Consider the following 12981-nt stretch of genomic DNA (forward strand, 5'->3'; position numbering starts at 1 on the left):
GTATGCCGGGGCGGCGCCCACCGCGCCATGCCCCTCAAAGACCTGCCGCTGGATGCCCAGCCCCGCGAAAAGCTGCTCGCACGCGGCCCCGCAGCACTGTCCGACGCCGAGCTGCTGGCCATCCTGCTGCGCACGGGCCTGGCGGGCAAGGGCGTGCTGCAGCTGGCCCAGGAGCTGCTGGATGATCCCGTGCGCGACCCCGCCACGGGCCGCAGCGCCGGCGGCGGCTTTGGCGGCATTGCCGGGCTGCTGCACGCCAGCAGCCAGGACCTGCAGCGCATCAAGGGCCTGGGCCCCGCCAAGCGCGCCGAGCTGATGGCCGTGCTGGAACTCGCCCGCCGCGCCATGGCCCAGCAGCTGCGCGAGCGCGAGGTGTTCGACTCCCCGCAGGCCGTCCAGCACTACCTGCAGCTGCACCTGGCGGGGCGCACGCACGAGGTGTTCGCCGTGCTGTTCCTGGACAGCGGCAACCGCCTGATCGCCATGGAAGAGCTGTTCCGGGGCACGCTCACGCAGACCTCGGTCTACCCTCGTGAAGTGGTGCTGCGCGCCCTGCACCACCATGCCGCCGCCGTGGTGCTGGCGCACAACCACCCCAGCGGCAGCGTGCAGCCCAGCCGCGCCGACGAGGCGCTGACCCAGACCTTGAAGGCCGCGCTGGCGCTGGTGGACGTGCGCGTGCTCGACCATGTGATCGTGGCGCCAGGCGCGGCCCTGTCCATGGCCGAGCAAGGGCTGGTGTGAGCGCACCGGGGCGCGCGCGGCGCGTACTGGCCCAGGCGCTGCTGCTGGCCATGGCGGGTTGCGCCCCGCTGGCCACGCGCCTGCCGCCCCCGCAGCCGCCGGCCCAGGCCCCGCTGCTGCGGCTCATCGGCACTGCCACCGTGCCGCCGCTCACCCGCTATGGCGGCACCACGGTGGGCGGCCTCTCCGGCATCGACTACAACGCCGCGCAAGACACCTACCTGCTCATCAGCGACGACCGCTCCAGCCATGACCCGGCGCGCATCTACACCGCCCGGCTGCGCTACGACGCCACCGCCCTCGCCCCGCCCGAATTCACCGGCGTGCATACGCTGCTGCATGCCGGCGGCCGGCCCTACGCGCCGTGGCTGAGGGCGCACCCCGGCATGGACGTGCCCGACGCGGAAGCCGTGCGCTGGCTGCCTGGCGGCGCGCAGTTCGTGTGGACCAGCGAGGGCGACTTCAGCCGCGGCTTCGGCCCGCAACTGCGCGTAAGCCGCGCCGACGGCGCGGCCGTGCGCGATGTCGCCCTGCCCGCCCGCTTCACGCCCCAGGCCGGCAGCGGACCGCGCAGCAACGGCACGCTGGAGGGCCTCGCCCTGGCGCCCGATGGCCGCACCGCATGGCTGTCCATGGAACTGCCCTGGCGCCAGGACGGCCCCCCGGCCACGCCCGCATCGGGCGGTGCGCCGGTGCGCATCACGGCCATCGACCTGGTCAGCGGCCAAGCGCTGCGCCAGATCGCCTACCCGCCCGACGCCGTGCCGCAGGCCCGCCGCCTGCCCTGGGGACCGCAGATGAACGGCGTGAGCGAGATCCTGGCCGACGGTGCGCACCACCTGCTGGTGCTGGAGCGCGCTTACAGCGCCGGCGCCGGCTTTGCCGCGCGGCTGTACCGCATCGACACGCGCGCGGGCAGCGACACGCTGGCGCTGGATGCGCTCACCCCCGCCAACCACCACAGCCCCCCCAAGACCCTGGTGGCCGACTTCGCCGCCCTGGGCCTGGATGTGGACAACCTGGAGGGCATGACCTGGGGCCCGTCCCTGCCCGGCGGTGGCGCAGGCGGCAGCACGGCGGGCAGCTGCGTGCTGGTCTTCGTGAGCGACGACAACTTCAACCCCGCGCAGGTCACGCAGTTCATTGCCGCCGAATACCTGGACCCCCAGGGCGGGCATGGACGATGCGGTACAACCACCGCCAGCCCATGAACGCCGCCCTCACCGCCCGTTCCTTCGCCGACCTCAAGCCCCTGCGCCGTGCGTTGCAGGAGGCCGCGCAGCAGCGGGCCGAGCGCGAGCGCCTGCGCCGCGAGGCCGAGCGGCGCGCCCGCGCCGAGCGCCACCTGTTCGCCGATGCGGTGGGCCCCGTGCAGCCGCTCAAGCGGGGACACGAGCGGCGCTGGTCCACGCCCGAGCCGCCCGAGCCCCTGCCCGTGCAGCGCGCGCTGGATGAAGAGCGCGTGCTGCGCGAGTCGCTGAGCGACGAGTTCGACGTGACCACGCTGCTGGACGTGGACGACCAGCTCAGCTTTCGCCGCCCGGGCATCGGGCTGGACGTGACGCGCAAGCTGCGCGGAGGGCATTGGAGCATCCAGCGCCAGTTGGACCTGCACGGCCTGCGCACCGACGAGGCGCGCGAGGCGCTGGGCGAGTTCATCCGACTGGCCCATCGCACGGGCCTGCGCTGCGTGCGCGTGGTACATGGCAAGGGGTTGGGGTCGCCCGGCCGCACACCGGTGCTCAAGGGCCGGGTGCAACGCTGGCTGGTGCAAAAGAAAGAGGTGCTGGCCTTCGTGCAGGCGCGGCCGCTGGACGGCGGCGCGGGCGCGCTGGTGGTGCTGCTGCAGCCCGGGCGGCGCAGGCCGGGCGGCTGACGACCAGCACTTCAAGCCAAAACAGCCTCCAGCGCTTATCCATCAAGCGCCATCAGCTATTGTTTTAGAAGCAAAAGGCCCACAGGGGCGTGCACCACCGTGGGCCAGCCCCCGTGCGGGGGGACGCGCAGCGCTTACTTGGACAGGTCGATCTTGTACTTGGCCATGCCCTTGCCCGAGCCGTCATCGGCCGCGAGCAGCGACACGCCGGCCAGCCCCGCGGCCTGGGCCACGGGCAGCGCGTCCGCGCCGGAGCTGAACACCACGTCGCCCGCGGTCGTCACCTGGGTGAAGCGCCAGCTCTTGGCCGCTCCGTTCGCCACGCGCGTGACCTGCGGGTTCTTGCGCACGTACTCGATGACCACGTCACGGTTGGCATCCGGCGAGGCCCAGATGGTGGCCGAGCCGTCCAGCTTCGGGATGAAGCTCTTGCCGCTGGTGGCGCGGTAGTTGTTGGTGGCGATCACGAACTCCTGCGCCGGATCGATGGGCTGGCCCTTGTAGGTCAGGGCCTTGATGCGGCTGCCCACGGGCTGCGTCACGTCGATCTCGTACTGCACGTCCGCGGTGGTGAACATGTCGAAGTTGTAGCCGGGAAAGGTGCTGATGAGCGCCTGCTCGCCGGCCTTGGCGGGGTCGATCTGGTTGAAGCGCTTGGCGGCGGCCTCCAGCCAGTCCTTGATGTCGGCGCCGTTCACCTTCACTGCGTACACGGTGTTGGGGTACAGGTACAGGTCGGCCGCGTTGTAGATGGCCAGCGGGCCGGCCGCGACGTCGGTGAAGTCCTTGCCGCCCTGGAAGCCCGACTTGAACGGCGCGCTCACCGACAGCACGGGCAATTGCGCGTACTGCGGCAGGTTGGCCTGGATGTAGGCCGCCACGTAGGCCTGCTGCGCCTGGTTCACGATCTGGATCGCGCCGGGGTCGCCCACGTCGGCAAACAGCGTGCTCATGCGGAAGTCGGTGTTGCCGATCGGCGTCTTCACGTAGTTGATGGCGGCCTGGTGCTGGCTCTCGACCAGCGGTGCCACGGCGGGGTCGGCGGCCACGAATACGTTGGCGCCTGCGGCGTCCTTGGTCTGGATGTTGCGCAGCTCGCTCTTGCTGGCCGCCTTGTCCACGCTCCAGGCCTTGCCGTCCCACTTCAGCGCAAGCTGGATCACGCCCAACGCCTTGCCCCAGGAGCTGGCCATCACGGCAGGCACGCCATTGATGGTGCCGGCCTTGTTGTCCACGCCAGCCTGCGTGAAGGCGGGCTTGGCCGACAGGTCCGGGAACACGCTGTGCTGGTGGCCCATGACCATGGCGTCGATGCCCGGCACCTTGGACAGGTGCAGGCCCGGGTTCTCCATGGTGGGCGAGTAGCTGCTGGCGTCCAGGCCGCCGTGCAGCAGCGCGACGACCAGCTGGGCACCCTTGGCACGCAGCTCGGGCACGTACTTCTGCGCGGCCTCCACGGCGCCTTCGGTGTAGACCTTGCCCTCCAGGAAGCGCTTGTCCCAGTTCATGATGCCCGGCGTGGTGAAACCGATCACGCCGATCTTGATGGGCAGCTGGACCTCCTTGCCGTCGCCGGACTTGGCCACCAGCGTGCGCTCCAGCACCGTGTAGGGCTGCACCAGGGGCTTCTTGGTCTTGCTGCTGTACACGTTGGCCAGCACGGCGGGATAGCCGTTGCCCGCACATTTCTTGGTGGCGTCCACGCCGTCCACCTCCAGGCCGCCGCCCAGCACCTGGTTCAGGAACGGCAGGCCGTAGTTGAACTCATGGTTGCCCAGCGTGCCCGCGTCAAAGCCTAAAGCGCCCATGGCCTTGTACATGGACAGCTGCTGCGTGCAGGGGATGGGGCTGACCGTGGCCTCGTAGTCGGCCAGGGCCGTGCCCTGGATGGTGTCGCCGTTGTCCACCAGCAGGGTGTTGGCGAACTCCTTGCGCGCGGCGCGCACCAGCGTGGCCGTGCGCTCGAAGCCGTAGGTCTTGTCCTCAGCCAGCTTGAAGTAGTCGAAGCTGCGCACGTTGAAGTGCAGATCGGTGGTTTCCAGCACGGCCAGCGTGGCCGTGGCGGGCGTGGCGGCGGAGCTGTCGCCATCGTCGTCGTTGCCGCCGCAGGCGGCCAGCAGCGCGGCACAGGCCAGCGCGCCCAGCGCATGGCGACGGGGGAAAACAAAGGCTAGGCGCGCGGCAAATGGCTGGCCGCGCAAGAAAGTGTCCTGCATGGAAGACCCTGGTGGTGGATAAAACGCCAGAGTCTGTAGGGCGGGTTTGACAGGCATGTGACGCCGCGGGTCCACATGTCGCATCCGTCTTCACCGCGCTTGCCACAAGCGCCAATAGCTATTGAATCAATAGCTATCTCAACCGCCGCGGTTGCGCATCCAGTCGGCCGTTCCCATGAAGCTCTCGTTCAGGCGCGCGCGCAGATCGTCGGGCACGTCCACTTCCCCCATGGCCTGGTCCATGCAGGCGACCCACTGGTCCCGCTCCAGGATGCCGATGGAAAACGGCATGTGGCGCGCGCGCAGGCGCGGGTGGCCGAAGCGGCTCTGGTAATGGTCGGGCCCGCCCAGCCAACCGCAGAGGAACCAGAACAGCTTGTCGCGCGCGTCATCCAGCGTAGTGCCGTGGCTGGCACGCAGCTCGGCGTAGCCGGGCTCCAGGTCCATGAGGTCGTAGAAACGGTCCACCAGTTGGCGGATGCGCGGCTCGCCGCCGATCCGCTCGAACGGTGTGGCAGGCGTGGGGGCGGACGGCGCGGGATCAGGTGCTGACATACGCGCCATTGTAGAAAGCGGGCCGGCGCCGGCGCCGCTTCCTCAGGGCTGTCAACGCTCGCCGCGCGCCTCGGCCTTGGACTGGCAGGCAATGCAGCGCGCCGCCGCGGGCTGGGCCAGCAGGCGGGCCACGCCCACGGGCTGGCCGCAGTCAGTGCACTCGCCATAGCTGCCGTCGGCCAGGCGTGCCAGGGCCGCGCGCACCGCCACCAGTTCGTCGTGGTCGCGCGTGGCCTCGGCGTCGCGCACGGTGGCTTGCGCCATGCGGTCGGCCTGGTCCTTGCGGTCGTCCAGCCGCTCGGCATCGGCGCGGTTGGTGGCCACGGCCAGCGTGTCGCGCTGGGCCTCGCCCAGTTCGGCCAGCAATTGCTGCTTGCGCTGCTCCAGCGCACCGCGCAGCTGTTCGCGTTGGGAATCGGAGAGAGGGGTGGTGTTCATGGTTTCAGCATGCCACTGGCGATACGGGGCATGTTGACACACATCAAGCACCGCCCTCCGCGCCACGACCCGCCGCCTGCCAACGGCCGCACAGCGCCACCGCATCCCATGCCCGGTCGGTGGCCACATCCAGCACCTGTGCCTGCTCGTCGGGCGCCAGTGGCTCGGCGCTGTCCTGCTGGCGCGCGAGCACGGCCAGGCTGGCCTCCGACGGGTCGGTGCCGGCCGCGCTGCGGCGCAGCACGCGCTCGCGCAGTTGCTGTGGGTCCGCATGGCAATGCAGGATGGTGAACGGAACGCCCAATTCGCTTGCCAGCGCGCGAAAGGCGTCGCGCTCGCGCCGGTGCAGGAAGGCCGCGTCCACGATCACCGGGTAGCCTGCCTGCAGCACGGCGCGCGCCTGCTGGCGCAGGTGCGCGAAGGTGCGCCGCGAGGCCTCGGGGGTATAGATGTCCACACCCCGCGCGGCGGAGCTGTCCAGCGCCGCCAGGCCATACAGGCGCTTGCGCTCTACATCCGAGCGCAGGCGCACGGCGCCTTGCTCCAGCAGCGCGGCGGCGACGGTGGACTTGCCAGACCCCGACAGTCCGTAGGTGATCAGCATGCGGGGGGCCAGCGGCGCGGCCAGGCGTTCAGCGCAAGCCAGATAGTCCGGCCCCGATGTCCCCGCCAGACCCTGCGCAGCACGCAGGCGCGCGGCCATGGCCCGCACCAGCGCGCGGTAGACCTCGTAGGGGCGCAGCACGGCCAGGCCGGCATAGTCGCCCGTGACCGCCAGGTAGCCGTCCAGGAAGCGCCAGGCCAGGTCCGACCGGCCATGGGCATGCAGGTCCATGCTGAAGAAACCCGCATCGGCCAGCGTGTCGATCCAGCGCAGCGGCGGGCTGAACTCGATGCAGTCGAAGGCGGTGAGCGCACCCTCCAAAAGCACCACGTTGCCCAGGTGCAGGTCCCCATGGCCTTCGCGCACATGGCCCGTGGCGTGGCGCACGGCCCAGCACTGGGCCAGCGTGGGCTGGCGCTCGCTGAACCACATGCGCAGCGCCGCCAGCCGCGCGCTCTCGGCTTCGCCGAGCAACGGCGCCAGCGTGTCCAGCACGCCGGTGATGGCCTGCTCCACCTGCACGGCCGTGCCCCAGCCGCCATCCGGCGGTGCCACCGGTGCGCCGTCGTGAAAGCGCGCGAGATGCGCGGCAAACGCGTCCACCTGCGCGGGCAGCAACGCGCCGGCGCGCACCAGGGCGTCGGCCTCGCTGCCCGCGGGAAAGCGGCGCATGCGCAGCACCCAGTCGATAGCGTTGCCGGCTTCCTCCACGCTCCCCAGGCGCGGCGCCTTGGCGCTGCCCACCACCGGCAGCATGTCCCGGTAGAGCATGGGCGCCAGGCGCTGGTTAAGACGCAGTTCCTCGCCGCAGAAATGGCGCCGCGCCTGCAGCGTGCGGAGATCGGCAAAGGGCAGGTGCAGCGGCTTCTTGAGCTTGTAGGCATGCGTGGGGGTCAGCAGCAGATGCGATAGGTGCGTCTGCACATGCTCCACCGGCCCCCCCTCGGCCACGCCCAGGGCCCGACACAGCGCGGCAGCCAGATCGGCACTCTCGTCTGCGTCAATAAGCAAATTGGCCTCCAGCGCAATACCAGCAAGCGCTGGCAGCTATCAAAATCATTGTTGACGATGGCGCAGCGAGGCGTCCCAGGCCGGGTTGGGCAGGCCCTGGCCGGCGTACTGCTGGTTGCGCGAGTTGGAGCGCCACACGCCGCCGCCCACGCCCACCTGCGGCTGCGTGCGGTACCAGTACCAGCGCCCGTCTTCGTCCTGCGCCAGCCAATCCCAGCCCTCGGGCGCCTGCGACCAGTCGGGTTCCCAATGCGGCGTGTCGTGTTGCGGCATGGCCCTCCTCACTCCTGCGCTGCGCTGCGCAACGTCTGTACCACGGGGCGGCGCAGCACCTCGCGCAAACCCCACCAACCCGCCGCCAGCGCCAGCAGCGCACCCGCCAGCGCACCGGCGATCGGCACCCAGAACTGGGCCGTCCAGCTGAAGTCGAACACATAGCGCGCCAGCGCCCAGCCCACGGCCACGGCCACACAGCTGGCCAGGAAGCCCGCCAGCAGGCCCACGCCGGCCAATTCGGCACGCTGCACCTGTCGCAGCAGGCTGGCACGCGCGCCCACGGCACGCATGATGGCGAATTCGCGTGCGCGCTCCTCGCGCGTGGCGGTGACGGCCGCGAACAGCACCACCAGCCCTGCCGCCAGCGTGAAGGCAAACAGAAACTCCACTGCGCGGATCACCTGCGCCAGCACCCCTTGCACCTGGGCCAGCGTGGCGCTCATGTCCACGTTGGTGATGTTGGGGAAGGCATGCACCAGCGCGTTGTCAAAGCCCGGCTGCTGCGGTGCGCGGTAGGCGGCCAGGTAGGTGTAGGGCACGTCGGGCATCTGCGCCACCGGGTACATCACGAAGAAATTGGCACGCATGGAACTCCAGTCCACCTGACGCAGGCTGGTGATGCGCGCCTCGCTCTGCACGCCGGCGATGTCAAAGCGCAGTCGATCGCCCAGCTGGAGGCCCAGCGTCTTGGCGATACCCTCCTCCACGCTCACGGCGCCGTGCTCGTCAGGGGTCCAGCGCCCGCCCACGATGGGGTTGTGCTCCGGCGCGTCGTGGGCGTTGGAGAGGTTGAACTCACGGTCCACCAGGCGCTTGGCGCGGTCGTCCTCGTAGTCGTCCATGCCCACCGGGCGGTCGTTGATGGCCACCAGCCGGCCGCGGAACATGGGGTACCAGTCGTACTGCGCCACGCCCGCCCGCTGCAGCATCTGGCGAAAGGCCTCGGCCTGGTCCGGCAGGATGTTGATCACGAAACGGTTGGGCGCCGTGGCCGGCGTGGCACGCTGCCAGCTGGCGATGAGGTCCGTGCGCAGCAGCACCAGCAGCACCAGCGCCAGCAGCCCCACCGCCAGACTGCTGACCTGCACCACGGCATAGGCGGGGCGCGCGGCGATCTGGCGCGTGGCCAGCACCAGCCAGCGCGGCGCCGTGGTCTCGCGCACACTCTTGCGCAGCAGCCCCACGGCCGCCCAGGCCAGCGCGGCAAACAGCAGCGCGGCTGCGGCAAAACCACCCACGGCGATCGCGCCCAGCTTCCAGTCGCGGCTGACCACCAGCAGCAGCGCCGCAAACCCCGCCACGCCCAGGCCCAGCACAGCCAGGGACGTGGGCCGCACATTCCCCAGGTCACGCCGGATCACGCGCAGCGGCGGCACCTGCGCCAGCTGCAGCACCGGCGGCAGGCCGAAGGCGCACATCAGCGTGAGGCCCACGCCCACGCCGAAGGCCACGGGCCAGAGGCTGGCCGCAGGCAGTGCCGATTCCACCAGCCCCGCAAGCAGCAGCACGAACACATGGTGCACCGCAAAGCCCAGCAGCACACCCAGCGCGCTGGCGAACAGGCCGACCAGCGCAAACTCCATCACGTAGGCGCCGGCGATCGTGCGCTGGCTCTGGCCCAGCACGCGCAGCAGCGCGGCGGCGTCCAGATGCTCGTTGGCGAAGCCGCGGGCGGCCAGCGCCACGGCCACGGCCGAGAGCAACGCCGCCAGCAACGCCACGAGGTTGAGGAACTTCTGCGCGCGGTCCAGCGTCTGGCGCATCTCAGGCCTGCCGCTGTCCAGCGACTCCACACGCACGCCGCGCATGCCCGGCTCGGCCGCCGCCGCACTGGCCCAGGCGGTGAAGCGCTTGACGGCGTCCGGTGTGCCGGCCACCGCAAAGCGGTAAGTGATGCGGCTGGCGGGCTGCACCAGCCCGGTAGCGGGCAGATCCATCGCATTGAGCATCACGCGCGGGGCAAAGTTCATGAAGCCCGCCCCGCGGTCGGGCTCCACCGTGATGATGCGCGTGATGCGCAGTTGCGTGTCCCCCAGCAGCAGGAAGTCACCCAACTGGAGCGCCAACGACTCCAATAGCGGAGCGTCCACCCAGACCTCGCCCTGCGCCGGAATGCTCTGTGTGGGAATGCCGGGGCGCTGAGGGGCGTCCGCCACCTGCAGGCGGCCGCGCAACGGGTAGCCCGGCTCCACGCTCTTGAGCGCCACCAGCCGGCTGGCGCCGCCCTGCAGGTCGGGCGCGCGCCCCATGGTGGGAAAGCTCAGGGTGGTCACGCCCGTCAAACCCAGCGCCCGTGCCTGCTCCACAAACGCGACGGGCGTGGGGTTGTCGCTGGCCACCACTGCGTCGCCGCCCAGCAGTTGCAGTGCGTCGCGCGCCAGGCCACCCTGAAGTCGATCCGCAAAGAAACCCACCGAGGTGAGCGCTGCCACGGCCAGCGTCACGGCGACCATGAGCAGGCGCAACTCGCCCGCGCGCAGATCACGCCAGAGCGTGCGCCAGCCCAGGCGAGCCCATGGCACAGCGATGCGGCCGGTTGCCGAGTCTTGCGAAGATGCGGAGGCTGGGGATGCGGGCATGGCGTGCATCATGCCACCGCACTATGTGTACCTCAGTGCCCGCCATTGGCCACATAGGGCCCCTTGCGCCGCTACGCAGCGGGTACAGGCGGTGCCTGTGCCAACTCTGGCTGCAGCACCAGCCGATCCGCCCCGCTGTAGCAGAGAAAGCGCCGATTGGTCGCACGTCCGATGGCGCACAGCCCCAGCTGGCTGGCCACCGCATGCCCCATTTGTGTCATGCCGCTGCGCGACACCACGATGGGCACCCCCATCTGGGCGGATTTGATGACCATCTCGCTCGTGAGGCGACCCGTGGTGTAGAACACTTTGTCGCTGCCCTGCATGGCCTCGGCAGGCTGCTGCATCCACATCCAGCCCGCAATGGTGTCAATGGCATTGTGGCGTCCCACGTCCTCCACAAAGACGAGCATCTGCGGCCCCTGGAACAGGGCGCAGCCGTGCACCGAGCCAGCGGACTTGTAGGTGGATTCCTGAAGTCGGATGGCGTTGACGATACCGTACAGCTCGGCCTGCGTCAGTTGCGCGGGAGGCAGGTGTATGCCGGCCACCTCGTCCATCAAGCCGCCGAACACGCTGCCCTGGCCACAGCCGGTGGTGACGACCTTGCGCGCGGTGCGCTCTTCGATGCGTGCGATGCCGCGGCGCGTGGCGACGGCGGCGGCGTTGACCTCCCAGTCCACGGTGATGGACTCGATCTCCTCCACGGAATCCACCAACCGCTGGTTGCGCAGGTATCCCAACACCAGCAGCTCAGGGTGTGCGCCCAGCGTCATCAGCGTGACCAGCTCGCGCCGATCCACGTACACCGTGAGCGGGCGTTCGGCGGGAATGTGCAGCTCTTCGCGCTCGCCTCTTTCATTGATGGCTTGCACCGCATGGGTGAGCGGCGCAACCGCCTGCGTGAGCCGCGGCACACTGGCATGGCGAGAGAGGGTCTGTGGTTGGGACGTTGGCGTCATGGGAGCAGCGTACACGTAACGACGCCCCGGCGCGCAGAGCGCGGCGGGGCGTGCAGGACAGAGGCCACGGTCACCGGCCCACGGGCCTCCAGGCACCGCGGACTGGCGGCTCGGTCAGCTCTTGGGGGCCGACGCGGCGGCGGCCGGCACGGCCGTGTTGGGGGGGCTGGTGGCAGTGCCCGCAGGCGAGTGAGCACCCGCGGCCTCTAGCGGCTTGGCCTCCGGCGGCGTGTAGCTGAAAGGACCCGGATCAAGGCACGCGGGGGCAGAAACCGCAGGCGCGGCGTTCGGCGCGGTGCGGCGGTAGTGCGCCACCACGCGGTCTTGTGCCTGACACAGCTTATAGGCGTCCACCTTGCCGGACCATGCGGCCTTGGAGGCGGTCTCTGCCGCCTTGGCCTGTGCCTCGGGCGACAGGGGCGGCAGCTTGGCGGCTGCCACGCCGGCCAACGACGCCAGCGCCAGACCCGCTGTGCAGCGGCGCACGAGAGTTGCTGCAAAAATCATGAGGTTCCTCCTACGGCGGGGTGGGAAGGCGTGGTTTGCGCGGCGGGAGCCGCACCACTGCGCTGTGCGGGAATCTTGCCGCTGCGGACATCATCGGCCCACAGCTCATGGTGCTCGCGCGCCCAGGCCTCGCTCACGTAACCGGTCTTCATGGCCTTGTAGGCCCCGCGCATGCCGATCGTGCCCAAGTAGATGTGACCCAGCAGCAGCGCCATCATCCAGAGGGCCAGCGTGGCGTGCACCATGTGGGCGATCTGCATCTCTCCGCGCAGCAGGCCCCAGCCGGGGATCAACTTGTCGAGCACCAGGCCCGACAGCACGACGAACACACCGGGAATAGTGATGCCCCACCAGAACATGCCCTTCTCGCCTGCGTTGAAGCGGTGCGACGGCACTTCCTTGTTGGTGAACATGCCACCTGCCTTGGACAGCCAGACGAAGTCCGCGCGGTTGGCGATGTTGTCCTTGATGAAAGTGATGATGATCACCGTGAGCGACACGGCGAACAGCGGGCCCATGAAGTTGTGCACGTTCTTCGCCGCGTACGCCAACCAGCCGAAGAGCTGTGCACCCAGCACGGGCAGCAGGAAGAACTTGCCGAACGCCATCAGGATGCCCGTGATGGCCAGCGTGACGAAGGCGATCGCATTGGACCAGTGCGCCGCGCGCTCGAAGGGCGTGAAGCGCTCGATCCGGCGACCGCCAGCCTCGGCATCCGCGTGGCCCAGGGTGCCCTTGGTCACAAAGAAGATGGCCAGCGCCAGCACGGTGATGCCCAGCAAGGCCGCGCCGTAGGGAATGATCCAGTTATTGCGCACCTCGCGCCACGCCTGGCCTGCCGTGGTGTAGCGCGAGCCGGGGTATTGCGCGAACGGCTGGATCAGGTTGCCGGCCTCAGGGGCCTGGCTCGCCGGCAGGCTGCTGTAGCCCGTCACCCCATCTCGCACCTGCCGCCACATGGGCGCGTTGTTGCCCGGCTGAACCTTGGCACGCTCACCGTTGGTCTGCTGGGCGTAGCCCGGCTCCTCACTGGCATCGGGCTTCACGTCGAAGATGTTCTGGCTTTTGACGGCACCAACCGCCGCCGGCACAGGGGCAGCGTCTGCCGCCGCGGGCGCTGCCGCGTCGCTGGCGGGCGCCGCCGGGGCCTGCGCCCACGCGGCACCGCTGGCGAGCAGCAATGCACACAAGAGGTGTTTCATGGCAGACCTCG

Annotated in this window: 12 protein-coding genes; 3 read left to right on the forward strand and 9 right to left on the reverse strand. The window is 69.9% G+C overall.

The features are described 5' to 3' along the window. The first annotated feature begins 27 nt into the window (after positions 1-27). From radC to K2L43_RS14835, 3 genes are read left to right on the forward strand one after another with little or no spacing between them, the layout of a single operon-like run. Positions 28-744: a DNA repair protein RadC gene (gene radC / locus K2L43_RS14825; RefSeq protein ID WP_015914096.1), complete on the forward strand. Its 717-nt coding sequence runs from the start codon at positions 28-30 to the stop codon at positions 742-744. Continuing rightward, positions 741-1955, forward strand: a complete 1215-nt coding sequence (locus K2L43_RS14830) for an esterase-like activity of phytase family protein (protein ID WP_047349810.1) — start codon at positions 741-743, stop codon at positions 1953-1955. Before radC ends, K2L43_RS14830 begins: the two co-directional genes overlap by 4 nt. Continuing rightward, positions 1952-2620 carry a Smr/MutS family protein gene (locus tag K2L43_RS14835; RefSeq protein ID WP_041838884.1) on the forward strand — a complete coding sequence of 223 codons (669 nt, stop codon included), beginning with the start codon at positions 1952-1954 and terminating at the stop codon, positions 2618-2620. The genes K2L43_RS14830 and K2L43_RS14835 overlap by 4 nt, the downstream gene beginning before the upstream one ends. 134 nt (positions 2621-2754) lie before the next feature. Here the strand turns inward: K2L43_RS14835 and K2L43_RS14840 are convergent, their stop codons facing one another. The 9 genes from K2L43_RS14840 to K2L43_RS14880 form a co-directional block, all read right to left on the reverse strand. After that, positions 2755-4836 (reverse strand): bifunctional 2',3'-cyclic-nucleotide 2'-phosphodiesterase/3'-nucleotidase, encoded by a 2082-nt coding sequence (locus tag K2L43_RS14840; RefSeq protein ID WP_220637868.1) that lies wholly within the window; start codon positions 4834-4836, stop codon positions 2755-2757. Positions 4837-4974: 138 nt separating this feature from the next. Then, a complete protein-coding gene (locus K2L43_RS14845; RefSeq protein WP_103737089.1) occupies positions 4975-5400 on the reverse strand; it encodes a group II truncated hemoglobin in 426 nt (141 codons plus the stop codon). Between the two features lie 42 nt (positions 5401-5442). Beyond that, complete coding sequence (locus K2L43_RS14850; RefSeq protein WP_015914101.1) at positions 5443-5829, reverse strand: TraR/DksA family transcriptional regulator; 387 nt, start codon at positions 5827-5829, stop codon at positions 5443-5445. Positions 5830-5872: 43 nt separating this feature from the next. Further along, positions 5873-7444 carry a bifunctional aminoglycoside phosphotransferase/ATP-binding protein gene (locus K2L43_RS14855; RefSeq protein ID WP_220637869.1) on the reverse strand — a complete coding sequence of 524 codons (1572 nt, stop codon included), beginning with the start codon at positions 7442-7444 and terminating at the stop codon, positions 5873-5875. 45 nt (positions 7445-7489) lie between these two features. Then, the gene (locus K2L43_RS14860) at positions 7490-7717 is read right to left on the reverse strand and encodes a hypothetical protein (protein ID WP_015914103.1); all 228 of its coding nucleotides are present in this window, start codon (positions 7715-7717) and stop codon (positions 7490-7492) included. 8 nt (positions 7718-7725) lie between these two features. After that, positions 7726-10299 (reverse strand): ABC transporter permease, encoded by a 2574-nt coding sequence (locus tag K2L43_RS14865; RefSeq protein WP_255580460.1) that lies wholly within the window; start codon positions 10297-10299, stop codon positions 7726-7728. A gap of 71 nt (positions 10300-10370) precedes the next feature. Then, positions 10371-11261, reverse strand: coding sequence for a formate dehydrogenase accessory sulfurtransferase FdhD (locus K2L43_RS14870; RefSeq protein WP_011806559.1), 891 nt, complete (start codon positions 11259-11261; stop codon positions 10371-10373). A gap of 114 nt (positions 11262-11375) precedes the next feature. Continuing rightward, positions 11376-11768, reverse strand: coding sequence for a hypothetical protein (locus K2L43_RS14875; protein WP_047349805.1), 393 nt, complete (start codon positions 11766-11768; stop codon positions 11376-11378). Further along, on the reverse strand, positions 11765-12970 hold the full coding sequence (locus K2L43_RS14880) for a formate dehydrogenase subunit gamma (protein ID WP_220637870.1): 1206 nt from the start codon (positions 12968-12970) through the stop codon (positions 11765-11767). Before K2L43_RS14880 ends, K2L43_RS14875 begins: the two co-directional genes overlap by 4 nt. Positions 12971-12981: the final 11 nt, after the last annotated feature.

Origin of the sequence: Diaphorobacter sp. MNS-0 (assembly GCF_019602835.1) — a bacterium.
In the GTDB taxonomy this organism is placed as follows: Bacteria; Pseudomonadota; Gammaproteobacteria; order Burkholderiales; family Burkholderiaceae_C; genus Diaphorobacter; species Diaphorobacter nitroreducens.

Bases quoted from the DNA above. Each gene is read 5' to 3' on its own strand.
- radC (WP_015914096.1), top strand. From the start codon at position 28: ATGCCCCTCAAAGACCTGCCGCTGGATGCCCAGCCCCGCGAAAAGCTG.
- K2L43_RS14835 (WP_041838884.1), top strand. From the start codon at position 1,952: ATGAACGCCGCCCTCACCGCCCGTTCCTTCGCCGACCTCAAGCCCCTG.
- K2L43_RS14840 (WP_220637868.1), bottom strand. From the start codon at position 4,836: ATGCAGGACACTTTCTTGCGCGGCCAGCCATTTGCCGCGCGCCTAGCC.
- K2L43_RS14845 (WP_103737089.1), bottom strand. From the start codon at position 5,400: ATGGCGCGTATGTCAGCACCTGATCCCGCGCCGTCCGCCCCCACGCCT.
- K2L43_RS14850 (WP_015914101.1), bottom strand. From the start codon at position 5,829: ATGAACACCACCCCTCTCTCCGATTCCCAACGCGAACAGCTGCGCGGT.
- K2L43_RS14860 (WP_015914103.1), bottom strand. From the start codon at position 7,717: ATGCCGCAACACGACACGCCGCATTGGGAACCCGACTGGTCGCAGGCG.
- K2L43_RS14865 (WP_255580460.1), bottom strand. From the start codon at position 10,299: ATGCCCGCATCCCCAGCCTCCGCATCTTCGCAAGACTCGGCAACCGGC.
- K2L43_RS14870 (WP_011806559.1), bottom strand. From the start codon at position 11,261: ATGACGCCAACGTCCCAACCACAGACCCTCTCTCGCCATGCCAGTGTG.
- K2L43_RS14875 (WP_047349805.1), bottom strand. From the start codon at position 11,768: ATGATTTTTGCAGCAACTCTCGTGCGCCGCTGCACAGCGGGTCTGGCG.
- K2L43_RS14880 (WP_220637870.1), bottom strand. From the start codon at position 12,970: ATGAAACACCTCTTGTGTGCATTGCTGCTCGCCAGCGGTGCCGCGTGG.